Here is a 20,068-nt window from a genome sequence, read left to right as displayed (position 1 = left end):
ACGGAGCGCCGTGTGACGCCCCCGGAGGACCTGCGATGGAGGAGGCCGATCGGGATGGACGAACGATGGACGACGGTGACGCTGGCCGCGGACGCCGCGATGCCGCACGACGAGGCGCTGCGGTGGATCGCCGCCCGCGCGGACAGCGGGATCGAGCGGATCCGGATCATCGGTGCCGACCCGGCGATCGAGGGCCCCGGACCGGTCGCCGACCGCCTGGCCGAGGCCGCTCGTGCCGCCCTGCCCGGAGCCACCGTCGAGGTGCACCGGCACGCCGGGCCGTTCGCCAGTGCCCTGGTCGAGGAGTCCGACGGCGGTGACCTCCTGGTGATCGGGACCTTCCGGAGCCGACGGGGTTCGACCGCCGGCGGCGACCCGGCGCGGGTCGCGGTCCGCGCGGCCGTACCGACCGTGATCGTCCCTGAGGGTCCGCACCCGATCGACGGCGACGTGGTGCTGGCGGTCGAGGAACCGATCGACGAGCGGGCCGTCTCGATCGCCGTGGCCGAGGCCGTCCGGCTGCACCGACGACTGACGCTGCTCCGGGCGTGGGAGATGCCCGTGCTGACCCGGACCGGACTCACCGACTTCGCCGAGGACCCCCTGCGGTGGCGCGCCCGGAACGCCGAACTGCTGCAGCGGGTCACCGAGGACCTGACCGCGCGGTTCCCGGCGGTGCGGATCCGGCCGCTGCTCGTCGAGGGACACCCGGGGCACGCCATCGCATCGCGCACCCGGCGGGCGTCGCTCGTGGTGCTCGGACGGGGCCACGTGCGGGTGCTGTCCGGCGCACTGCTCCACGACGTCGTCCGTGAGACGGCGGCACCGGTCTGCGTCGTCCCACCGGCGGCCCACACGGACAGCGCGGGGTCCGGACGGGTCAGCCGGCGAGTTCCCGGATCGCGTCGGCCATCTGGTCGGTGAGGTACGCGACTCCGCGGCCGTTCGGGTGCAGGGCGCCGGCCCGCAGGTCGATGCGTCGCAGGTCGCTCGAGCCGGTCAGGCTGACACCCGCGACGTAGCGCTCGTCCCGCGGGGCGCAGGCCGAGTGGGCCTCGGTGCGTTCGAGGACGTCGACGAACCGCACCCCGGCAGCGTCGGCGGCGGATGCGGACACGGCGTCGAGCTCCTCCTGCACACCGTGCAGGTACGCCACGTCGTCATCGGTGAACGGGAAGGTGTCCGCGGGGAACGACCCCGCGAGCGTGCCGAGGTCGAGCGCCGAGCGGAAGCAGCCCTTCGCGGGGGTGTGCTCGGCGTCCGGGAAGATCGCCGGGTACCCGAGGAACACGACGACGGCGTTCGGCGCGGCCCGTTGCACCGCTGCCAGGGTGTCGGCGATCCCGAGCGCGACCCGCGACTGGATCTTCAGGCTGAGCTGGTCCTCACCGTCCTGCACGAGCGTGCTCTTGCACGACGGCGCGTCACGTCCGGAGAACACCGGGCCGTCGGCCGAGATCGCCAGGCACGACGCGGCCGTGCCGAACAGGTCCGCGTCGTTGCCGCCGATGGTCAGGGTCACGAGCCGGGTGCGCGAGGACAGCGACTCGATCTGCGGGGGGACGCCCTTGAACTGGTGTCCGGTCGTGACGTCCTCGCTGGTGGCGCCCGCGCACGTGGCGTCGGTCAGGTCGAGGCCGAACCGCGCCGCGAGCCGGTGCGGGTAGTCACGGGCCGACTGCACGCACGCGCTCGTGGGCAGCCGGGTCCGGTCGCCCAGGCCGTAGCCGGCGGAGTACGAGTCACCGAGGGCGACGTACTCGCTGCCGGGCGGGAGGTCGGCGAGCGGCTCGGTCGGGTCGTCCGGCACCGGGTAGGGCTGCGGGACGGGCCACATCGGCGCGGCCGACGCCCGTTCCACCGGCCCCGGTGCCGCGACCCCGGCCACCACCAGCCCGACGACGGCGACCGCCGCCAGGGCGGCGAGCAGCGTCGTACGGGCGGTGCGGAGCAGTTGCGGCCTCCGGGCGGGTGCGGCGGATCGGTCGGTCGGGTGGGATCGGTCGGTGGGGCGGGACGGGCTCAGCGGCGTCCGAGTCGGCGTTCGCCACCGCTGCCGGTGCGGTACTCCAGCCCGTAGTGCTGGAACAGCTCGGGCTCGGTCGCAGCGTCGAGCTCGCCGTCGGTCGAGATCGACGGGGCGTCCTTGACGAGCTTCTTCGGGAACGTCACACGCAGGTGCTTCGGGGCGACGGTGGCGCCGAACAGCGGGACGAAGACGAGCTTCTGGAACCCGACCATGCCGGTGGTCAGGGCACCGAACGCCGGCTCGGACGTGGCGGTGTCGTAGTAGATGCTCTCGAGCGTGCCGACCTTGTCGTCGGCCTCGTCGACGACCGGCAGACCGATCCAGTCACGGATGTTCGCGGCTTCGAACACGAAGGACTCCCTCCGAGCGTCCGGCAGGTCCGGGTGGCTCTCGGTCGACGCTACCGCCCGGCCGCCTGAGCGGTCACCCGGAGCCGGTCCACCGCGGCCAGCACGTCGTCCGCGGTCACGGCCAGGATCGCCGGGTCCGGGTCCTCGGCGAAGACGTCGCCGCGACGGACCGAGGCGTCGGTGAGCACGATGTGCGGGCCGGTCGACGGCGGGCCCCACGCCTCGGGCGGTGCCGGGCCGAACAGCACGACCGAGGGCACCCCGTAGGCGGACGCCAGGTGCGCAGCGCCCGTGTCGACCGTGACGACGAGTCGCGCCGCGGCGATCACCGCGGCGAAGGCCTGCAGGTCCAGGGTGCCGACCAGGACCGCCTCCGGCGCCAGGCCGGCCGCGTCGGCGACGGCACGGGCGCGCACGACGTCGTCCGAGCCTCCTGTCAGGACCACGTCGGCACCGCGCGCCCGGAGCCCGCGCACCACGTCGGCGAAGCGGTCCGTCGGCCAGTGCCGTGCACCGTGGAAGGCACCCACGTGCACGACGGCCGCGTCGGCGACCACCGGCGGCTCGGCGGGGCGGTCGATGTGCACCTCGGTCGCGTCCGCGGGGATGCCGTGCCACGTGAGCAGGTCCGCCCAGCGGTCGCGCTCGTGCACGTCGTCCGGCCACTCCGGACCCTCGTACTCGTGGGTCGGGTCGGCGTGCCCGATGACCCGGCGCGGGGCGAGCGCGGCGACGAGGTCCGAGGACTCCGGGCCTGCGCCGTGCAGGTTGACGGCGATGTCGACGGCACCGTGCGGCACCGCGATGGGGTGGTCGAGACCGTGCTGGGCCAGGTGGACGTCCACCGCCGGCACGAGTTCGACGACCGGCGCCAGCCAGGCCGTGGTGGCCAGGGTGATGCGGTGGTCGGGGAACGCGCGACGGAGCGCGTGCAGCGCGGGGACGGCGACGAGCAGGTCGCCGAGCTTGATGGCACGGAGGACGAGCAGTTCCGGGCGTCCGTCGGGGTCGGGCAGGTTCTCGAGGGCGGTCACCGCGGCGACGGTAGACCCGACACGCTGACGGTCTTGCCGGGACCGCGCTCCGCGGCTCTTCCTGGGGCGGCCCCCGGCCGTCGACCGGTAGTCACGGAGCATGGCCCTCGCACCGGACCGCGTCATCCGCGGCCTGCTCCTCGACCGCGACGACACCCTCGTGGTGGACGTCCCGTACAACGCCGACCCGCACCTGGTCGTCCCCGTCCCCGGTGCCCGGCGCGCCGTCGAACGGGCACGTGCCGCCGGGTTGCAGCTCGGCGTCGTCACGAACCAGTCGGTGATCGCGAAGGGCATGGCCACGCGCGAACAGGTCGATGCCACCAACGCCCGGGTCGACGAGCTCGTCGGCCCGTTCGACGTGTGGTGCGTCTGCCCACACGACGCCGGCGACGACTGCGCGTGCCGGAAGCCCCGGCCCGGGATGGTCCTCGACGCCGCCGAGCGGCTCGGCATCCCGCCGGAGTCGATCGTCGTCGTCGGTGACATCGGTGCCGACGTGCAGGCCGCCCGGAACGCCGGCGCGCAGGGGATCCTCGTGCCCACCCCGCGCACCCGCCGTCAGGAGGCCGACGAGGCCGACACCGTCGCCGCGGGCCTGGACGAGGCCGTCACCCTGGTGCTCGAGCACGTCGGCAGCGTGGCGGACCGGGCGTGAGCGCTGGTCGGCGCGTCCTCGTCGCCCGACTCGACTCCTTCGGCGACGTCCTGGTCGCCGGGCCCGCGGTCCGCGCGGTCACCGCCGGTGCCGCGCACGTGACGATGCTGTGCGGACCGCAGGGGGCGCCGGCCGCCGACCTGCTGCCCGGCATCGACCGGGTGCGGGTGTGGGCGGCACCGTGGGTCACCGAGACCGCACGCCCGATCGATGACGCCCTGCTCGCCGAGTTCCGCGCGCTGGTCGCCGAGGAACAGCCCGACGAGGCCGTCGTCCTGACGTCCTTCCACCAGTCGCCCCTGCCCCTCGCGCTGCTCCTGCGCCTGGCCGGGGTCCCCCGGGTCTCCGGGGCCTCGGTCGACCACCCCGGGTCACTGCTCGACGTACGGCTGTGCCCCGGCGAGGACCTGCCCGAGGACCTCCCCGAGCCCGAGCGCGCGCTGCGGATCGCCGAGGCGGCCGGGTTCCGGCTGCCGCCGGACGACGACGGGAGGCTCGCGGTGCGTCACGACGCCGTCCTGCCCCCGCCCGTGGCCGGCCTCGACCGCTACGTGGTCGTCCACCCCGGAGCCAGCGTCCCGGCACGGTCGTGGCCGGAGTCCCACCACCGTGCGCTCGTCGCCGCCTACGCCGAGCGCGGCGTCCCCGTCGTCGTCACCGGCTCCCCCGGCGAACGCGCACTGACCGCCGCCGTGGCGGGCGACACCGGCATCGACCTCGGCGGCCGCACCAGCCCCGCCGAACTCGCGGCCGTCCTCGCCGGCGCCGAGGTCGTCGTCGTCGGGAACACCGGTCCGGCCCACCTCGCCGCGGCCGTCGGAGCGCCCATCGTGAGCCTGTTCTCGCCCGTCGTCCCCGCCGTGAAGTGGGCGCCGTACGCCCCGCTCGTCGAACTGCTCGGCGACCAGGCCGCACCGTGCCGTCTCAGCCGCGCTCGCGAGTGCCCGGTCCCCGGCCACCCGTGCCTGTCCGGAGTGCGCATCGCGGAGGTCCTGGAGGCCCACGAACGGCTCCTCGACCGCGTTTCGCGGACTGATCCGAGAAGTCTGCGGGGCGGCCCAGAAGGCGCTGCGTAGCGTGCGCCACTGCTTCTCCTGCTCCTTCTCCTGCTGCTCCGGCAGCGGCGGGGAGCGAGCCCATCGACACCGACCGGAAGGCCCTGCATGCGGATCCTCGTGTGGCACGTGCACGGCGGCTGGATGGACGCCTTCGTCCGCGGCCCCCACGAGTACCTCATCCCGACCACCCCGGCGCGCGACGCCTGGGGACTCGGCCGCGGTGGGCGCGACTGGCCGGACTCCGCGATCGAGATCGACCCGGCCGACGTCGCCGAGGCCGAGGTCGACGTGGTCGTCCTGCAGCGCACCGAGGAGCTCGAGGAAGCCCGCCGTCTGCTCGGTGGCCGTGACGTACCGATCGTCTTCGTGGAGCACAACGCGCCCCGGGTCGACGTGCCGAACAGCCTGCACCCGATGCGCGACCGCGACGACCTGACGATCGCGCACGTGACGCACTGGAACGCCCTGATGTGGGACTGCGGCACCACCAGGACCACCGTCGTCGAGCACGGCGTCGTCGACCCCGGCCCGCTGTACACCGGTGCGCTCGAACGTCTCGGCGTCGTCATCAACGAACCCGTCCGGCGCAACCGTGTCGTCGGCACCGACCTGCTCCCCCGCTTCGCCGAGGTCGCGCCGGTCGACGTCTGGGGCATCGGCACCGAACGGCTGCCGGAGCTCGGCTTCGGCGACCGCGTGGTCGCGCAGGGCGACGTGAAGGCCGACCCCATGCACGCGGCGCTGGCCGAACGGCGGGCCTACGTGCACCCGAACCGCTGGACCTCGCTCGGCCTGTCGCTCATCGAGTCGATGCACATGGCCATGCCGGTCCTGGTGCTCGCGACGACGGACGCGGCCCGCACGGTCCCGGGTGAGGCCGGGGCGATCGCGACCGACGTCGAGGAGCTGGTGCGGGCCTCCAGGCTGCTGCTGGAGGACCCGGACGAGGCGCGTCGACGGGGACTCGTGGCGCGGGAGGCCGTGCTCGCACGGCACGCGCTCGGTCGGTTCCTGGCCGACTGGGACGACCTGCTCGGCGACGCCGTCGCGCGCGGTGTGCGACGGAACCGTGCGGCGGGAGCCGCGCTCGAAGGGAGCCTCGGATGAAGATCGCCATGGTGTCCGAGCACGCGAGTCCGCTCGCCGTGCTCGGCGGGGTCGACGCCGGTGGGCAGAACGTCCACGTCGCCGAACTGTCCGGTGCGCTGGCCGACCGCGGCCACCACGTGACCGTCTACACGCGGCGCGACGACGCGTCGCAGCCCGTCCGTGTGCCCCTGCGCCCCGGTGTGGACGTCGTGCACGTCGACGCCGGTCCGGCGCGTGCCGTGCCGAAGGACGAGCTGTTCCCGTTCATGGGGACGTTCGCGTCGGTGCTCGCCGCCGAGTGGTTCCTCGACCGTCCCGACGTGGTGCACGCGCACTTCTGGATGTCCGGGCACGCCGCCCTCGACGCGGTGACGCAGGTGCAGGCCCGGACCGGTGGGGTGCGGATCCCGGTGGTGCAGACCTTCCACGCCCTGGGTGTCGTGAAGCGCCGGCACCAGGGTGCCGCGGACACCAGCCCGGCCGAGCGCGAGTGGGTCGAACCCGCCGTCGGCCGGAGCGTCGACCAGGTCGTCGCGACGTGCTCGGACGAGGCGTTCGAGCTCAAGGCCCTCGGCGTCCCGCTGCACCGCATCTCCGTCGTGCCGTGCGGGGTCGACGTCTCGCTCTTCCGTCCGGACGGCCCCGTCGAAGAGCGCGACCGTCCGCTCCGGGTGCTCACCGCCTCACGACTCGTGCAGCGGAAGGGCGTCGGGACGACGATCGCCGCTCTCGCCGCGCTGGTCGAACAGGGCCGCGACGTCGAGCTCGTCGTCGTGGGCGGTGCCGGTGTCGCCGGTGCCGACCTGGTGGACGACCCCGAGTACCAGCGCCTCGACACCCTCGCCCGGTCACTCGGCGTGCGCGAGCACGTGACCTTCCGCGGGCAGCTCGGGCAGCACGACATGCCCGCCGTCTACCGCAGCGCCGACGTCGTCGTCTGCGCCCCCTGGTACGAGCCGTTCGGCATCGTGCCGCTCGAGGCGATGGCCTGCGGTCGCCCGGTGGTCGCGTCGAGCGTCGGCGGGCTCATCGACACCGTCGTCGAGGACGCCACCGGCCTGCACGTGCCGCCGCGCGACGAGACCGCGGTCGCCGAGGCCGTCGGCGCACTGCTCGACGACCCGGAGCGCCGCGAGGCGTACGGCCGTGCCGGTCGACAGCGCGCCGAGTCCCGCTACACCTGGCAGAAGGTCGCCGCCGACAGCGAACGCGTCTACGAGCGCCTGCTCGCCGGCGCGACCTCGTCCGCCAGCACCACCGGGCCCGCCGCCGGCCGCTCGCGCACCACCCACGCCGGCCGGGCCACCCGCGCCGCGCAGTCGACGGAGAGGACCGCACGATGACCATCGACCAGCAGACCGGGCTCGAGGACCGCGCCGTCACCGACAGTGCCCGCGTCGTCGTCGACCACGTCGCGGCGTCGGTCCCCGTGATCGCCTCCCTCGTCGACCACCGGGACCACATCGCCGAGTGGGCGGACGACATCGCCGGGCGGCTCGTCGCCGGACGTCGGCTGCTCGCCGCGGGCAACGGCGGCTCGGCTGCCGAGGCGCAGCACCTGACGTCCGAGCTCACCGGCCGTTTCGAGGGCGACCGACCGGCGTACTCGGCCATCTCGCTGCACGCCGAGACCTCGGCGGTGACCGCCATCGGGAACGACTACGGCTACGACCAGGTGTTCGCGCGGCAGGTGTCGGCGCACGCCCGTGCCGGTGACGTCCTCGTGCTGCTGTCGACGAGCGGCAAGAGCCCGAACCTGCTGCGGGCCGCCGAGGCCGCACGTGCCGTGGGCGCCCGCTCCCTCGCGCTGACCGGGTCCGGACCGAACCCGCTCGCCGACCTGGTCGACGACGCGATCTGCATCAAGGGGCCGTCCGCCAACGTGCAGGAGGCGCAGCTCGTCCTGGTGCACGCGCTCTGCAAGGCGATGGAGCCGACGCTGCGTCGCGGGGGCCGTCGATGAGCGGGCCCGCTGCCGTCGCACCGCGTTCCGGCGCCGCCGGTGGCCGTACCGCCGGACCGCGCTTCCGCATCGCCGTCGTCGGGGACACCCTGCTCGACGTCGACGTGTCGGGCACGAGCGAGCGGCTGAGCCCGGACGCCCCCGTCCCCGTGGTGGACGTCGCCACCGACGACCGCCGTGCCGGTGGCGCCGGACTCGTCGCGACGATGCTCGCCCGCGACGGCCACGACGTCACCCTGGTCACCGTCCTGAGCGACGACGGCCGTGCCCAGGAGATCCGTGACCTGCTGCCCGACGTCACGATCGTCGCCGGGCCCTCCGGCGTCCCCACGCCCGTGAAGACCCGCGTGCGCGTCGTCGACCACGCCCTCGTCCGGATCGACGAGGGCTGCGCGACCCCGCCCGTGCCCGAGGCCACCGACGCGATGACCGCCGCCCTCGACGGCGTCGACGCGATCGTCGTCGCCGACTACGGCCGCGGGGTCGCCGCTGCCCCGGCACTCCGTGACGCCCTCACCCGTGCGGCCGAGCGCCTGCCGGTGGTCTGGGACCCGCACCCCAAGGGCGCCGCCCCCGTCCCCGGCACCACCGTCGCCACCCCGAACGCTGCCGAGGCGCGACGCTTCACCGACGTCGAGGGACACGGTGTGCCCTTCGCGACCGTCGCCGCCGCCCGGCTCGTCGAGCAGTGGCAGGCCGGCGCCGTCGCGGTGACGATGGGCGACCGCGGTGCGCTGCTCGCCGACGCCCAGGGCGACAGCCGCTTCGTGCCGGCTCCGTCCGTCAGCGCCGGGGACCCCTGCGGTGCCGGCGACCGGCTCGCCGCGGGCGTCGCCGTCGCACTGGCGTCCGGCGCGGACGTCCCCGAGGCCGTCTCCGCCGGCGTGGTCGCCGCGTCCGAGTACCTGGCCGCCGGTGGCGTCACCGCGCTCTTCGCCGACGACGGCCCCGCGCCGCTCGCCGTGCCCGGGGCCGACCGGGACGCCATGCGCCTGGTGCACGACGTCCGGAGCGCCGGCGGCACCGTCGTCGCGACCGGAGGCTGCTTCGACCTGCTGCACGCCGGGCACGCCCGCACCCTGTCGGCCGCCCGTGCACTCGGCGACTGCCTGGTCGTGTGCCTCAACTCGGACTCGTCGGTCCGCGCGCTGAAGGGCCCGGACCGGCCGATCATGACCCAGGACGACCGGGTCGAGCTGCTCCTGGCACTCGACTGCGTCGACGCCGTCGTGGTGTTCGACGAGTCCACCCCCGACGAGGCCCTGCGCCGCTTCCGACCGGACGTCTGGGCGAAGGGCGGCGACTACACCGCGAGCGAACTGCCCGAGACGGCGACCCTCGCCGAGTGGGGTGGCCGCGTCGTCACCGTGCCGTTCCACCCGGGCCGCTCGACCACCCGGCTCGCCGCCGCGATCGAACGCGTCGGCTGAGCGTCCGCTCGCCGTTCCACACCAGCTCGACCACTTCCCGCACCACTACGCAAAGGACATCCATGCCCGTCCCCACCACCCCCATCGGCCGCGTCCTCGTCACCGGCGGCGCCTCCGGCCTCGGAGCCGCCGTCGTGGCCGCCGTCACCGAGGCCGGCGGCACCCCGATCGTCCTGGACCTGCGGATCGACGCCGTCCCCGAGGGCGTCGACGCCGTCGCCGTGGACGTCTCGGACACCGACGCCGTCGAGCAGGCGGTCCGTGACGCCGCCGAGCGGCACGGTGGCCTCGACGCCGTCGTCACCGCCGCCGGCATCGACACCCCCGCCCCGATCGACGCGATCTCGTCCGGCAAGTGGGAGCAGATCGTCGGCGTCAACCTGATCGGCACCGCCTCGACCGTGCGCGCCGCCCTGCCCGCCCTCGAGGCCACGCACGGCCGCGTCGTCACCATCTCCTCGTCGCTCGCCCTGCGCGGCGTCGGCGACGGCACCGCGTACTCGGCGTCGAAGTTCGGTGTCCGCGGGTTCTCGCAGGCGCTGGCCGCCGAGACCGCCGGTCGCATCGGCGTGACCAACATCATCCCCGCCGGGATGCGCACGAACTTCTTCGCCGACCGGACCGAGCAGTACAAGCCGGGCCCGGACGCGCAGCTCATCGAGCCGGAGTACGTCGCGAACTCGATCATCTTCGCGCTGTCGCAGCCGGCCGGCTGCGAGATCCGCGAGCTGTCGATCATGCCGGAGACGGAGCCGAGCTGGCCGTAGCCGCTCGCCGCTGACGGACGGGAGGCGCGGTGCCGGCTGGCACCGCGCCTCCCGTGTGTCCGTGTGCCGGGCGCTGGTGCGAGCTTCCGCAACCCGTGCGAGGGCCGGAGCGTCCCACGGAGCGTGGAACCTCGCACCGGGCGGTCGTGGCGCGCCCCGGCGCGGCCTGGAGGCGCGTGCCGGGCTGGCACCGCGCCTCCCGGCCGTCCGCCGGTCTGTCCACCGCATGGTGCGCGCTTCCGCACCCCGTGCGAGGCCCGGGGCGTCCCACGGAATGTGGAACCTCGCACCGGGCGCTCGTGACGCCACATGGGGCGGCCTGGAGGCGCGTGCCGGGCTCGCACCGCGCCTCCCGGCCGTCAGTCGCGCGCGTCCACCGTTCGGTGCGCGCTTCCGCACTCCGTGCGAGGGCCGGGGCGTCCCACGGAGTGTGGAACCTCGCACCGGGCGGTCGTGACGCCACATGGGGCGGCCTGGAGGCGCGTGCCGGGCTGGCACCGCGCCTCCCGGCCGTCCGACGGTCCGTCCACCGCTCGGTGCGCGCTTCCGCACTCCGTGCGAGGGCCGGAGCGTCCCACGGAGTGTGGAACCTCGCACCGGGCGGTCGTGACGCGCCACGGCGCTGCCTGGAGGCGCGTGCCGGGCTGGCACCGCGCCTCCGGGCCGTCCGACGATCCGTCCACCGCTCGGTGCGCGCTTCCGCACTCCGTGCGAGGGCCGGAGCGTCCCACAGAATGTGGAACCTCGCACCGGGCGCTCGTGGCGCCGCGTGCAGCGTCAGACCGTGCGGAGCAGGTCCTCGACGTCGGCGAGGACGGCCTCCGGCTCGACCTGGTCGACGTAGGACGGGTCGTGCTCACACCGCTCGGCGGTCCAGCCGACCTGGGTCACGTCCGCGCCGCACACCGGGCACTGCGTCACGAAGGACAGGTGCACGCGGTGCCGACCGCGGTCGAACGGCCCGGCGTTGATCACGTTGCCGAACCAGAACACCCCGACGGTCGGCGTGCCCACGGCGACGGCGAGGTGCCGTGGGCCGGAGTCGTCGCCGACCACGACGTCGGCGGCGGCGAGGACGTCGGGCAGTTCACGCAGCGGCAGTGACCCGGTGAGGTCGTGGACGCGCTCCCGCAGCTCGGGCGGCAGCGACGCGACGATGGCGGACGACGCCGGCACGTCCGAGTCGTCACCGACGAGCACCACGTCGTCCCCGGCGGCGAGCCGTGCACGGGCGACCTCGGCGAAGCGCGAGGGGCTCCAGCGGCGACGCGGGTCGGTGGCGCCGGGGTGGATCGCGACGAGTCGTCCCCGGACGCCGAGGCGCTGCCGGACCCCGGCCCGCGCGGCCTCGGGAACGTGCAGTCGGGGGTCGAGGGTGACCGGTTCGGCGCCGGCGAGCGAGGCCACCTCGAGCGCCCGGACGACCTCGTGCTGGTAGTAGACGTAGCGGACCCAGCGTTCCAGGACCTCGGCGTCCTCGGTGGCCGTGCCCACGGTGTGACGGGCGCCGAGCCGGAGCAGGAACGGGTTCGAGTTGCGGCCACCGCCGTGCACCTGCACCGCGAGGTCGAAGCGCCCGTGCAGCCGCTCGAAGAAGTCCTGCTCGGTCGGTGCGCCCTCGCCGGAGTCCCGGACCCCGGGCACGACGGGGAGCTCCTCGAAGGCGTGCACGGCCTCGCTCCGGCCCTCGAGCACCGGCCGCGCTGACGGTGCCCCGAGCAGCGTGATCCGGGCTCCGGGGTACGCGGCGGCCAGGGCCTCGACCGCCGGGAGGGCGAACATCAGGTCGCCCAGTCCCCCACCGCGGAGCACCGCGATCTCGCCGACACCGTCGAACCGTTCTCCGCCCACACCGATCTGTTGCACAGCTCCACGTCTACCGGTCGGACCCGTCCGGACGCCCAGCAGCGGACCCGGATGGACGAGAAGCGCGATGCCGTGACCGCACACAGCGGAGCCCGAGCACCGTGTGAGGCCCCGCCCGCCTCCGGAAGGACCCCATGACGATCGCACCCCCCGCCGCCGACGACCTCGTGGTGACCGACCCCGTGAACGGATCGATCGCGTCCACCGTGCGCCGCTCGACCGAGGACGACGTCCGCAACGCCGTCGCCCGTGCCCGTGCCGCTGCCGGTGCCTGGGCCCGGACCGCGCCGGCCGAGCGCGGTGCACTGCTGCACGCCGCGGCCGAGCACCTCCGTGCGCACGCGCAGGAGCTGGCGGACCTGAACACCCGCGAGACCGGCAAGGTGCCCGGCGACGCCATCGGTGGGGTCGAGGCCGGCATCGGCACGCTCGTGCAGTACGCCGAGCTCGGGCCGGTGCACCGGGGTGAGGCCCTGCGCGGGCAGTTCGGTGCCGCCGACTGGTCAGTGCCGCACCCGCGCGGCGTGGTGCTCGCCCTGACGCCGTGGAACGACCCGGTCGCCGTGGCCTGCGGGATCCTCGGAGCAGCGATCGTCACGGGCAACACGGTGGTGCACAAGGGCAGCGAACGGTGCCCCGCGACCTTCGCCCGGCTCAACGCGCTGCTCGCCGAGGTCCTGCCGGACGGTGTGCTCATCGGTGTCGACGGCGACGCGACCACCGGCGAGCAGCTCCTGGCGCAGGAGGGCATCGACGTCTACGCGCACGTCGGGTCGACCGCGACCGGTGACCGCCTGAGCGAGGTGGCCGTGACCACCCGCGCCCACGTCATCCGCGAGAACGGCGGCAACGACCCCGTCGTCGTCGACGCCGACGTCGACCCGGAGTGGGCCGCCGCACAGGTCGCCCTCGGCGCCTTCGCGAACACCGGCCAGATCTGCACCAGCGTCGAGCGGGTGTACGTGCACCAGGACGTCGCCGAGCCCTTCATCGCCGCGCTGGTCGCCGAGGCGGAGCGCCGCACGGCCGCACCCGCCGCCGAGTTCGGACCCCTCGTGGACGACCGGCTGCGCGAGCTGGTGCAGCACCACGTCGACGACGCGATCGCCCGCGGCGCCGTCGCTCGGACCGGTGGCGTCACGCCCGGCGGGCTCGGATCGTTCTACCCGGCGACCGTCCTGACCGACTGCACGGACGACACGCTCGTGCTGACCGAGGAGACCTTCGGCCCGATCGCCCCGGTGCGCGTCGTGTCGGACTTCGAGGAGGGCCTCCGGCTCGCCGCGGCCGACCGCTACGGCCTCGCAGCCACGGTGCTGACGAACGACACCGCACACGCGCTCCGTGCAGCGGCCGAGCTGCCCGTCGGCACCGTCAAGGTGAACGCCGTGTTCGGTGGCGCTCCGGGCGGCAGCGCCCAGCCCCGCGGTGCCTCGGGCGCCGGGTTCGGGTACGGCCCGCACCTGCTCGACGAGATGACGACCACGACCGTGGTGCACCTCGAGGCCGCACCGCCGCGCCGCACCGTCGAGCCGTCGACCGCAGCCGCCGGCAGCACCGTAGCCACCAGCAGCACCGGTGCCGCAGCGGGCACCACCGGCCCCGCAGCCGCAGCCGCAGCCGCTGCCGGCGCCACCGCCGGCAGCGCCGACACCGTGGGAGGCACCCGATGACCGCCGACGTCCGACTGGTCCGTGACCTCGTCGCCACGATCGACGACCGCGAGCCCCTCGTCGTCGTCATCGGCGACTGCATCCTCGACCGCTGGACCGTCGGCGAGGCCGAGCGGGTTTCCCGTGAGGCCCCGGCCCCCGTCGTCCGCGTCACCGAGACCATCGCGGTGCCGGGCGGCGCGGCGAACACGGCCGTGAACGCCCGTGCCCTGGGCGCCCGGGTCCGCATGGTGGGGCTCATCGGTGACGACGAGGCCGGTGACGTCCTGCGCCAGCGGCTCGAGGCAGCCGGCGTCGACACGTCGTTCCTGGTCGAGATCCCCGGCACCCGCACCACGACGAAGTCGCGCGTGGTCGGCGGTGACCGCGTCGTGGTCCGGGTCGACGAGCTGGCCGCGACCCCGACCGCCGAGCACGGCGAACGCCTCGCCCGCTCGGTGGCCCGCGCCATCCGGTGCGCCGACGCCGCCGTCGTGTGCGACTACGGCCTGGGCGTCCGCGCCGAGGACGTCCTGCCGATGCTCGACCGTGACCGCCCCGGCGCCGTCGTGGTCGACGCGCACGACCTGACCCGCTGGGCCGCGCTGCACCCCGACCTCGTCACGCCGAACGCCGGTGAGACCGCCGCACTGCTCGGCACGGAGCTCGGCACCGGTGCCGACCGCGTCGGCACCGTCGTCGCAGCCCGTGCCGACGTGCTCGCCCGCAGCGGCGCCCGTGCCGCGGTGGTCACGCTCGACCGCGACGGCACCGTGCTGCTCGAGCCCGGCTCCGACCAGGGGTTCCGCACGCGTGCGACGCCCGCCTCGGAGCAGCAGGCCTCCGGCGCCGGTGACACATTCTGCGCCGCCGCGACCGTCGCCCTCGCCGTGCAGGCACCCCTGCGCGACGCCGTCGCGGTCGCCCAGGCCGCTGCCGACGTCGTCGTCCGCGAGGCCGGCACGTCCGTCTGCACCGCCGCCGCCCTGCTCGACTCGGTGACCGCGCCGGCGGCGACGGTCGTCGACCACGACGAGCTCGCCACCGCGGTCGAGGCCGCACGGCAGGCCGGCCGTCGCGTGGTCTTCACGAACGGCTGCTTCGACGTCGTGCACCGCGGCCACACCACCTACCTGCGCCAGGCCCGTGACCTGGGCGACCTGCTCGTCGTCGCACTGAACGACGACGACTCGGTGCGCCGGCTGAAGGGCCCGGAGCGGCCGATCAACCCGGCCGAGGACCGCGCCGGCGTGCTCGCCGCGCTGGCCTGCGTCGACCTGGTCACGGTGTTCGCGACGGACACCCCCATCCCGCTCATCGAGCGGCTGCGCCCCGAGGTCTACGTCAAGGGCGGGGACTACTCCCCCGAGATGCTGACCGAGACCGAGGTCGTACGCGGCTACGGCGGCGAGGTCGTCATGGTCGACTACGTGCCCGAGCACTCCACCAGCGCCGTCGTGCGCCGGATCCGCGAAGCCGCTGCGCGGCCCGAACCGGACCCGGCACCGTGACCGCCCGCTGGTCCGGGTCCTGGGCGAAGGCCCCCGATCCAGCGGACACGAGCACGGTCGACGTCGACGGGCTCATCCCGACCGTCGGCAGGCCGGCCGAGCTCGCCACGACGCTCGCCGGCCTCGCCGCCCAGACCGACGTCGACCTGCGCGTCGTGCTCAGCGACCAGTCCGCGGACGGAGACGCCGCCAGCGCGCCGGCGGTCGCGGCGATGGTCCGCGTCCTGGAGGCGCAGGGCCGGCCCGTCACGCTCCTCACCCACCCGGAACGGCGTGGCCTGGCAGAGCACCGGCAGTTCCTGCTCGACCACGCCGAGGCCGCCGCGGTGCTGTTCCTCGACGACGACGTCTGGCTCGAGCCGGGGTCGATCGCGCGGATGCTCGACGCGCTGCGCACCCTGGGCTGCGGGTTCGTCGGCAGCGCGGTGCAGGGCCTGTCGTACCTGCAGGACCGACGCCCCCACGAGACCTCGGTGTTCGAGCGGTGGGACGGCCCGGTCGTGCCCGAGGTGGTGCGCCGCGGGACCCCCGGCTTCGACCGCTGGTCGCTGCACAACGCCGCGAACCCGACGCACGTCGCCGCTGACCTCGACCTGCACCCCGGCGAGTGGGTGCCCTACCGCGTCGCGTGGGTCGGCGCCTGCGCGCTGTACGACCGTCGTGCGCTCGAGGAGGTCGGGGGCTTCCGGTTCTGGGACACCCTGCCGCCCGAGCACGCCGGCGAGGACGTCGTCGCGCAGTGGCGGGTGATGGAACGGTTCGGCGGTGCGGGCATCATGCCCTCGGGTGCCGTGCACCTGGAGGCCCCGACCACCGTCGTCGACCGCCGGGTGGACGCGCCCGACGTGGTCTTCGCGGACGGGAACGTCATACCGCGGTAGGGGGTGGTCGAGACCACCGCGGGATGGCCGGCGCGCGCCGGTTCCGTAGCGTCGTCCTCGTCGACGAGTTCCGTCGGCGGGAGGGAGCACCCCGTGTTCGACCAGATCACCCCGCTCGTCGTCGAGCTGGCCGCGAGTCCGCTCGTCTACGTCGTCCTCTTCGCCCTGTGCCTGGTGGACGGCTTCTTCCCGCCGGTGCCGAGCGAGTCCGCCCTGGTCGCGATCGCCGCCGTCGCCGCGACGTCCGGGCAGCCCGTGCTCGCCGTGGTGCTCGCCGCCGCCGCCCTCGGAGCGATCGCCGGCGACTCGATCGCGTACTCGATCGGTCGCCGGATCGGGTTCGCCCGGCTGGCCCGGTCGAAGCGACCACGGATCGCAGCGGCCTTCGCGTTCGCTGAGCGGCAGATGCAGCGCCGCTCGGCCAGCCTCATCCTGACCGGGCGCTTCATTCCGGTCGGCCGGGTCGCGGTCAACATGACCGCCGGCGCGACCGGCCTGCCCTACCGCCGGTTCCTCGCGATCAGCGCGATCGCGGGTGTGGCGTGGTCGGCGGTGTCGATCGGGATCGCCCTGGCCGCGTCGAGCGTGCTGCACGAACCGATCGTCGCGGCCCTGGTGTCGATGGTGGTCGCCGCCGGGCTCGGGATCGCGGTCGACCGGGTGCTCGGTACCATCAGCCGCAGGCGCGAAGCCCGCGAGGCCCGCGCTGCCGCCGCTGCCGCTGCCGCTGCCGCTGCCACACCCGCCCCCGCCACCGCCCCCGAGCCCTGCCTCGTCCGAACCGGAGAGACCGCCCGCCCGTGACCGTCGTCCCGAAGCCCCGACCCACCTGGGTCCGGCCTGCCGTGCAGATCGGCTTCGTCGTCGTCGTGGTGTCCCTGTTCGCCGTCGCCGCACCCGTGACCGCGGTGTTCTACGGCGTCCCCGTGCCGCTCGCGATGCTCGCGACCGCCGTGCTGTCGGCGAGCATCGGCCTCGCACCGCTCGTCCCCCGCACGGCGTCGGTCGCGCACCTCGTCGCCCTCGCCGGCCTCGGCATCCTGACGGCACCCGGCACCGTCGGGCCCTGGCCGGTCTCGGTCACGAGCATCATCGGCCTGAGTGTGCTGCTCGTCGTGCTGGGCGTCCGCACCACCTGGCGGCTCACCGCGGTGGTCTGGGTCGCGGCGACGCTGCTCACCCTGCTGCTCATCGGCGTGACGCCCGACCGGTGGGGGCAGGTCGACGTCTGGGCGACGAGCTTCGTGGTGAGTGCCGGCGACACCCTCGTCGTGGCGGCCGCTGCGGTGGTCATCGGGCAGCGCCGGACCGTGCGCGAGGAGCTCGCCGCCGCCCGCCGCGACACCGAGCTCGAGCAGGCCCGACGCCGGACGGTCGAGGAGCGCTCCCGGATAGCCCGTGAGCTCCACGACGTCGTCGCCCACAGCATGTCCGTCGTGCACATGCAGGCCGAGTCCGCCCCGTACCGCGTCGCGGACCTGCCGCCGGAGGCCCGAACCGAGTTCGCCGCGATCGCCGAGACCTCGCGCACGGCCCTGCGGGAGATGCGGCAGCTGCTCGGCACCCTGCGTGGCGACGCCGCCGCCGAGCGCGCACCGCAGCCGCGGCTCGCCGACCTGCACGCGCTCGTGCAGGCCACCCGCGCGGCCGGCATCCCCGTCGAACTCCGACTCGACGAGGGGCTCGACCCCGACCTCGACGACGTCGACCGGCTCGCGCAGCTCACCGTGTACCGGGTCGTGCAGGAGGCGCTCGGCAACGTGGCCCGGCACGCGCCCGGTGCGACCACCGTCGTGACGGTCGGGAGGCACGGGTCGGCCCTCACGGTCGAGGTCGCCAACACCGCGCCACCGGTCGGCAGCGTGCCCGGTGCGCCGCCGGACGACGGCGGCTTCGGTCTGGCGGGCATGCGGGAGCGCGTCGCCGCGCTCCGCGGCACCATCGACCACGGGCCGGACCCGGACGGCGGCTTCCGCGTCGCCGTCAGTCTGCCCACCCGGCCCACCGCGACCACGTCGCAGCCGACGGCCGACGGGGCAAGCCGATGACGCGGGTGATGGTGGTCGACGACCAGCAGATGTTCCGTGTCGGACTGCGGGCGATCCTCCAGGCCCAGGACGACGTCGAGGTCGTCGGCGAGGCAGCGAACGGGGCCGAGGCGGTCGTCATGGCGATCCGGCTCCGGCCGGACGTGATCCTGATGGACGTCCGGATGCCGGAGCTCGACGGGATCGAGGCGACCCGGCGGATCACCGCGGCGCCCGCGGAGTCGCCCGTCCGCGTGGTGATGCTCACGACGTTCGACATCGACGACTACGTGTTCGACGCGCTCCGTGCCGGGGCGAGCGGGTTCCTGCTCAAGGACGCGAGCGCCGAGGAGCTCGTGCAGGCCGTGCGGACCGTCGCAGCCGGCGACTCCCTGCTCGCACCGAGGGTGACCCGGCACCTCGTCGAGGCCTTCGTCGCCGGTCCGCAGCCGACGGCCCCGCGGACCGAGGTGCTCGACGTGCTGACGGACCGGGAGCGCGACGTGTTCCTGCTGATGGCGCGGGGGCGGTCGAACGGTGAGATCGCGGCGGAGCTGTTCATCGCGGAGCAGACCGTGAAGACCCACGTCGGCCGGGTCCTGGCGAAGCTGCAGCTGCGGGACCGGGTGCACGCCGTCGTGCTGGCCTACGAGAGCGGGCTGGTCACGCCGTCCGTGTGAGGTGCGGGCCCGAGACGTGACCGCAGACGGACAGGAGGCCCGGTGCCAGCTGGCACCGGGCCTCCTGTCAGAGGTGTGGTCGCGACTCAGGCGGCGAGGTGCGCCTGCAGGAACCAGCGGTCCTTGGTCAGCGCGCGCTCGATCTCGATCGCGACGTCCTGGCTGTTGAGGTCGACCTCGTCGAGGCCGTCGACCGCACGGCGGACCTGCAGCAGTGCGGCGTCGATCTGGGCGATCACCTCGGTGATGGTGACGTCCGAGTTCTGGAAGCCCTGCGACAGCGGCGGCAGGGTGGTGTTCGCGGCGACGGTCGCGATGCGCGAGTCGACCGGCAGGCCGAGGGCGACGATGCGCTCCGCAGCCTTGTCCGCGTAGTCCTGCGCGTGCTCGACGATCTCGTCGAGGAGCTCGTGCACGCCGACGAAGTTGCGGCCACGGACGTGCCAGTGGGCCTGCTTGCCGTTGACGACGAGCGCCTCGAGGTCGATGACGACGGGGGCGAGGAACTGCGCGACCCCGGCTGCGAGCTCCGGCGTGGTCGAGAACGGGGACGTGGTGCTCGGGGTGGTGGTGCTGCTCTGCGTGGTCATGACACAACCATGCCCCCGTCTTTTGCACATTGCAAGGAAGAGCAGGCTGCCCTTACCCGCCGTACTCGACCTGGACCTGCTGGCCGGCGTCGGTGAGTTCGAGCTGCACCATGGACCGTGCGCGCTCGATCCACGGGCTGTCCGCGCACCCGATCCAGACCGAGGTGCGGGGCTCGCAGCCCGTCACGCACCACTCGGCGGCCCAGCCGGTCAGGGCGTGTGCGAGGGCTTCGCCGTGGTCCGCGAAGACCAGCGGGGCGACGGCCGAGCTGCGGGTGCTCCGGACCAGCCAGGTCACGGTGACGCGCGGCGGAGCCGGCAGGATGCGGATCTGCTCGTCGAGGGCGACCTCGACGAAGACCTGCCCGTACGCGTTCTCGGGGAGTTCCTCGAGCTGGCGGTGGATCTCGACGAGGTCCTCGGCACCGCCCGCGATGAGGATGCGTTCGCTGGGCTGTCGCCGGGTCCGTGCCATGTGGCAAC

General features: G+C 74.5%; 20 protein-coding genes. 14 read left to right on the top strand and 6 right to left on the bottom strand.

Features of this window, described 5'->3' with window-relative positions:
* Positions 1 to 54 precede the first annotated feature (54 nt).
* Positions 55 to 924 carry a universal stress protein gene (locus tag ORG17_RS08825; RefSeq protein ID WP_173033836.1) on the top strand — a complete coding sequence of 290 codons (870 nt, stop codon included), beginning with the start codon at positions 55 to 57 and terminating at the stop codon, positions 922 to 924.
* Here the strand turns inward: ORG17_RS08825 and ORG17_RS08820 are convergent.
* The 3 genes from ORG17_RS08820 to ORG17_RS08810 all read right to left on the bottom strand — a co-directional run bounded on the left by ORG17_RS08820 (position 881) and on the right by ORG17_RS08810 (position 3,413).
* Positions 881 to 1,837, bottom strand: coding sequence for an SGNH/GDSL hydrolase family protein (locus tag ORG17_RS08820; RefSeq protein WP_214527028.1), 957 nt, complete (start codon positions 1,835 to 1,837; stop codon positions 881 to 883). The two genes, ORG17_RS08825 and ORG17_RS08820, sit on opposite strands and share 44 nt — an antisense overlap.
* Before the next feature lie 185 nt (positions 1,838 to 2,022).
* Positions 2,023 to 2,379, bottom strand: a complete 357-nt coding sequence (locus ORG17_RS08815) for a PRC-barrel domain-containing protein (protein WP_027465587.1) — start codon at positions 2,377 to 2,379, stop codon at positions 2,023 to 2,025.
* Between the two features lie 50 nt (positions 2,380 to 2,429).
* The gene (locus ORG17_RS08810; protein WP_214527027.1) at positions 2,430 to 3,413 is read right to left on the bottom strand and encodes a glycosyltransferase family 9 protein; all 984 of its coding nucleotides are present in this window, start codon (positions 3,411 to 3,413) and stop codon (positions 2,430 to 2,432) included.
* A gap of 100 nt (positions 3,414 to 3,513) precedes the next feature.
* Between ORG17_RS08810 and ORG17_RS08805 the strand changes: the two genes are divergently transcribed.
* The 7 genes from ORG17_RS08805 (at position 3,514) to ORG17_RS08775 (ending at position 10,378) form a co-directional block, all read left to right on the top strand.
* Positions 3,514 to 4,071 carry a D-glycero-alpha-D-manno-heptose-1,7-bisphosphate 7-phosphatase gene (locus tag ORG17_RS08805; protein WP_214527026.1) on the top strand — a complete coding sequence of 186 codons (558 nt, stop codon included), beginning with the start codon at positions 3,514 to 3,516 and terminating at the stop codon, positions 4,069 to 4,071.
* Complete coding sequence (locus tag ORG17_RS08800; protein ID WP_214527025.1) at positions 4,068 to 5,147, top strand: glycosyltransferase family 9 protein; 1,080 nt, start codon at positions 4,068 to 4,070, stop codon at positions 5,145 to 5,147. The genes ORG17_RS08805 and ORG17_RS08800 overlap by 4 nt, the downstream gene beginning before the upstream one ends.
* 87 nt (positions 5,148 to 5,234) lie before the next feature.
* Complete coding sequence (locus ORG17_RS08795) at positions 5,235 to 6,236, top strand: glycosyltransferase (protein WP_214527024.1); 1,002 nt, start codon at positions 5,235 to 5,237, stop codon at positions 6,234 to 6,236.
* A complete protein-coding gene (locus ORG17_RS08790) occupies positions 6,233 to 7,561 on the top strand; it encodes a glycosyltransferase (RefSeq protein ID WP_214527022.1) in 1,329 nt (442 codons plus the stop codon). Before ORG17_RS08795 ends, ORG17_RS08790 begins: the two co-directional genes overlap by 4 nt.
* Positions 7,558 to 8,181 (top strand): D-sedoheptulose-7-phosphate isomerase, encoded by a 624-nt coding sequence (locus tag ORG17_RS08785; protein ID WP_214527020.1) that lies wholly within the window; start codon positions 7,558 to 7,560, stop codon positions 8,179 to 8,181. Before ORG17_RS08790 ends, ORG17_RS08785 begins: the two co-directional genes overlap by 4 nt.
* Positions 8,178 to 9,611, top strand: coding sequence for a PfkB family carbohydrate kinase (locus ORG17_RS08780; protein ID WP_232536471.1), 1,434 nt, complete (start codon positions 8,178 to 8,180; stop codon positions 9,609 to 9,611). Before ORG17_RS08785 ends, ORG17_RS08780 begins: the two co-directional genes overlap by 4 nt.
* Before the next feature lie 62 nt (positions 9,612 to 9,673).
* Positions 9,674 to 10,378: an SDR family oxidoreductase gene (locus ORG17_RS08775; RefSeq protein ID WP_214527018.1), complete on the top strand. Its 705-nt coding sequence runs from the start codon at positions 9,674 to 9,676 to the stop codon at positions 10,376 to 10,378.
* Positions 10,379 to 11,155: 777 nt separating this feature from the next.
* Here the strand turns inward: ORG17_RS08775 and ORG17_RS08770 are convergent.
* A complete protein-coding gene (locus ORG17_RS08770) occupies positions 11,156 to 12,244 on the bottom strand; it encodes a glycosyltransferase family 9 protein (RefSeq protein ID WP_214527016.1) in 1,089 nt (362 codons plus the stop codon).
* A gap of 134 nt (positions 12,245 to 12,378) precedes the next feature.
* On the opposite strand from ORG17_RS08770, the gene ORG17_RS08765 reads away from it, so the two are divergent.
* The 6 genes from ORG17_RS08765 (at position 12,379) to ORG17_RS08740 (ending at position 18,995) form a co-directional block, all read left to right on the top strand.
* Positions 12,379 to 13,917 (top strand): aldehyde dehydrogenase family protein, encoded by a 1,539-nt coding sequence (locus tag ORG17_RS08765; protein ID WP_214527014.1) that lies wholly within the window; start codon positions 12,379 to 12,381, stop codon positions 13,915 to 13,917.
* Positions 13,914 to 15,407: a D-glycero-beta-D-manno-heptose 1-phosphate adenylyltransferase gene (gene rfaE2, locus ORG17_RS08760; protein ID WP_214527012.1), complete on the top strand. Its 1,494-nt coding sequence runs from the start codon at positions 13,914 to 13,916 to the stop codon at positions 15,405 to 15,407. The genes ORG17_RS08765 and rfaE2 overlap by 4 nt, the downstream gene beginning before the upstream one ends.
* On the top strand, positions 15,404 to 16,288 hold the full coding sequence (locus tag ORG17_RS08755; RefSeq protein ID WP_214527010.1) for a glycosyltransferase family 2 protein: 885 nt from the start codon (positions 15,404 to 15,406) through the stop codon (positions 16,286 to 16,288). Before rfaE2 ends, ORG17_RS08755 begins: the two co-directional genes overlap by 4 nt.
* 93 nt (positions 16,289 to 16,381) lie before the next feature.
* On the top strand, positions 16,382 to 17,092 hold the full coding sequence (locus ORG17_RS08750) for a DedA family protein (RefSeq protein ID WP_214527009.1): 711 nt from the start codon (positions 16,382 to 16,384) through the stop codon (positions 17,090 to 17,092).
* Positions 17,089 to 18,336, top strand: a complete 1,248-nt coding sequence (locus tag ORG17_RS08745; RefSeq protein WP_214527007.1) for a sensor histidine kinase — start codon at positions 17,089 to 17,091, stop codon at positions 18,334 to 18,336. Before ORG17_RS08750 ends, ORG17_RS08745 begins: the two co-directional genes overlap by 4 nt.
* The gene (locus ORG17_RS08740; protein ID WP_214527005.1) at positions 18,333 to 18,995 is read left to right on the top strand and encodes a response regulator; all 663 of its coding nucleotides are present in this window, start codon (positions 18,333 to 18,335) and stop codon (positions 18,993 to 18,995) included. Before ORG17_RS08745 ends, ORG17_RS08740 begins: the two co-directional genes overlap by 4 nt.
* Before the next feature lie 86 nt (positions 18,996 to 19,081).
* Here the strand turns inward: ORG17_RS08740 and ORG17_RS08735 are convergent, their stop codons facing one another.
* Both ORG17_RS08735 and ORG17_RS08730 read right to left on the bottom strand, forming a co-directional pair.
* Positions 19,082 to 19,585, bottom strand: a complete 504-nt coding sequence (locus ORG17_RS08735) for a Dps family protein (protein WP_071244661.1) — start codon at positions 19,583 to 19,585, stop codon at positions 19,082 to 19,084.
* Positions 19,586 to 19,637: 52 nt separating this feature from the next.
* Complete coding sequence (locus ORG17_RS08730; protein ID WP_214527004.1) at positions 19,638 to 20,060, bottom strand: SIP domain-containing protein; 423 nt, start codon at positions 20,058 to 20,060, stop codon at positions 19,638 to 19,640.
* Between the last annotated feature and the right edge of the window lie 8 nt (positions 20,061 to 20,068).

This window comes from Curtobacterium flaccumfaciens pv. betae (assembly GCF_026241855.1).
Taxonomy (GTDB): Bacteria; Actinomycetota; Actinomycetes; order Actinomycetales; family Microbacteriaceae; genus Curtobacterium; species Curtobacterium flaccumfaciens.
The sequence above is the reverse complement of the archived record's forward strand: the minus strand, read 5'-3'. Positions and strand labels throughout refer to the sequence as shown.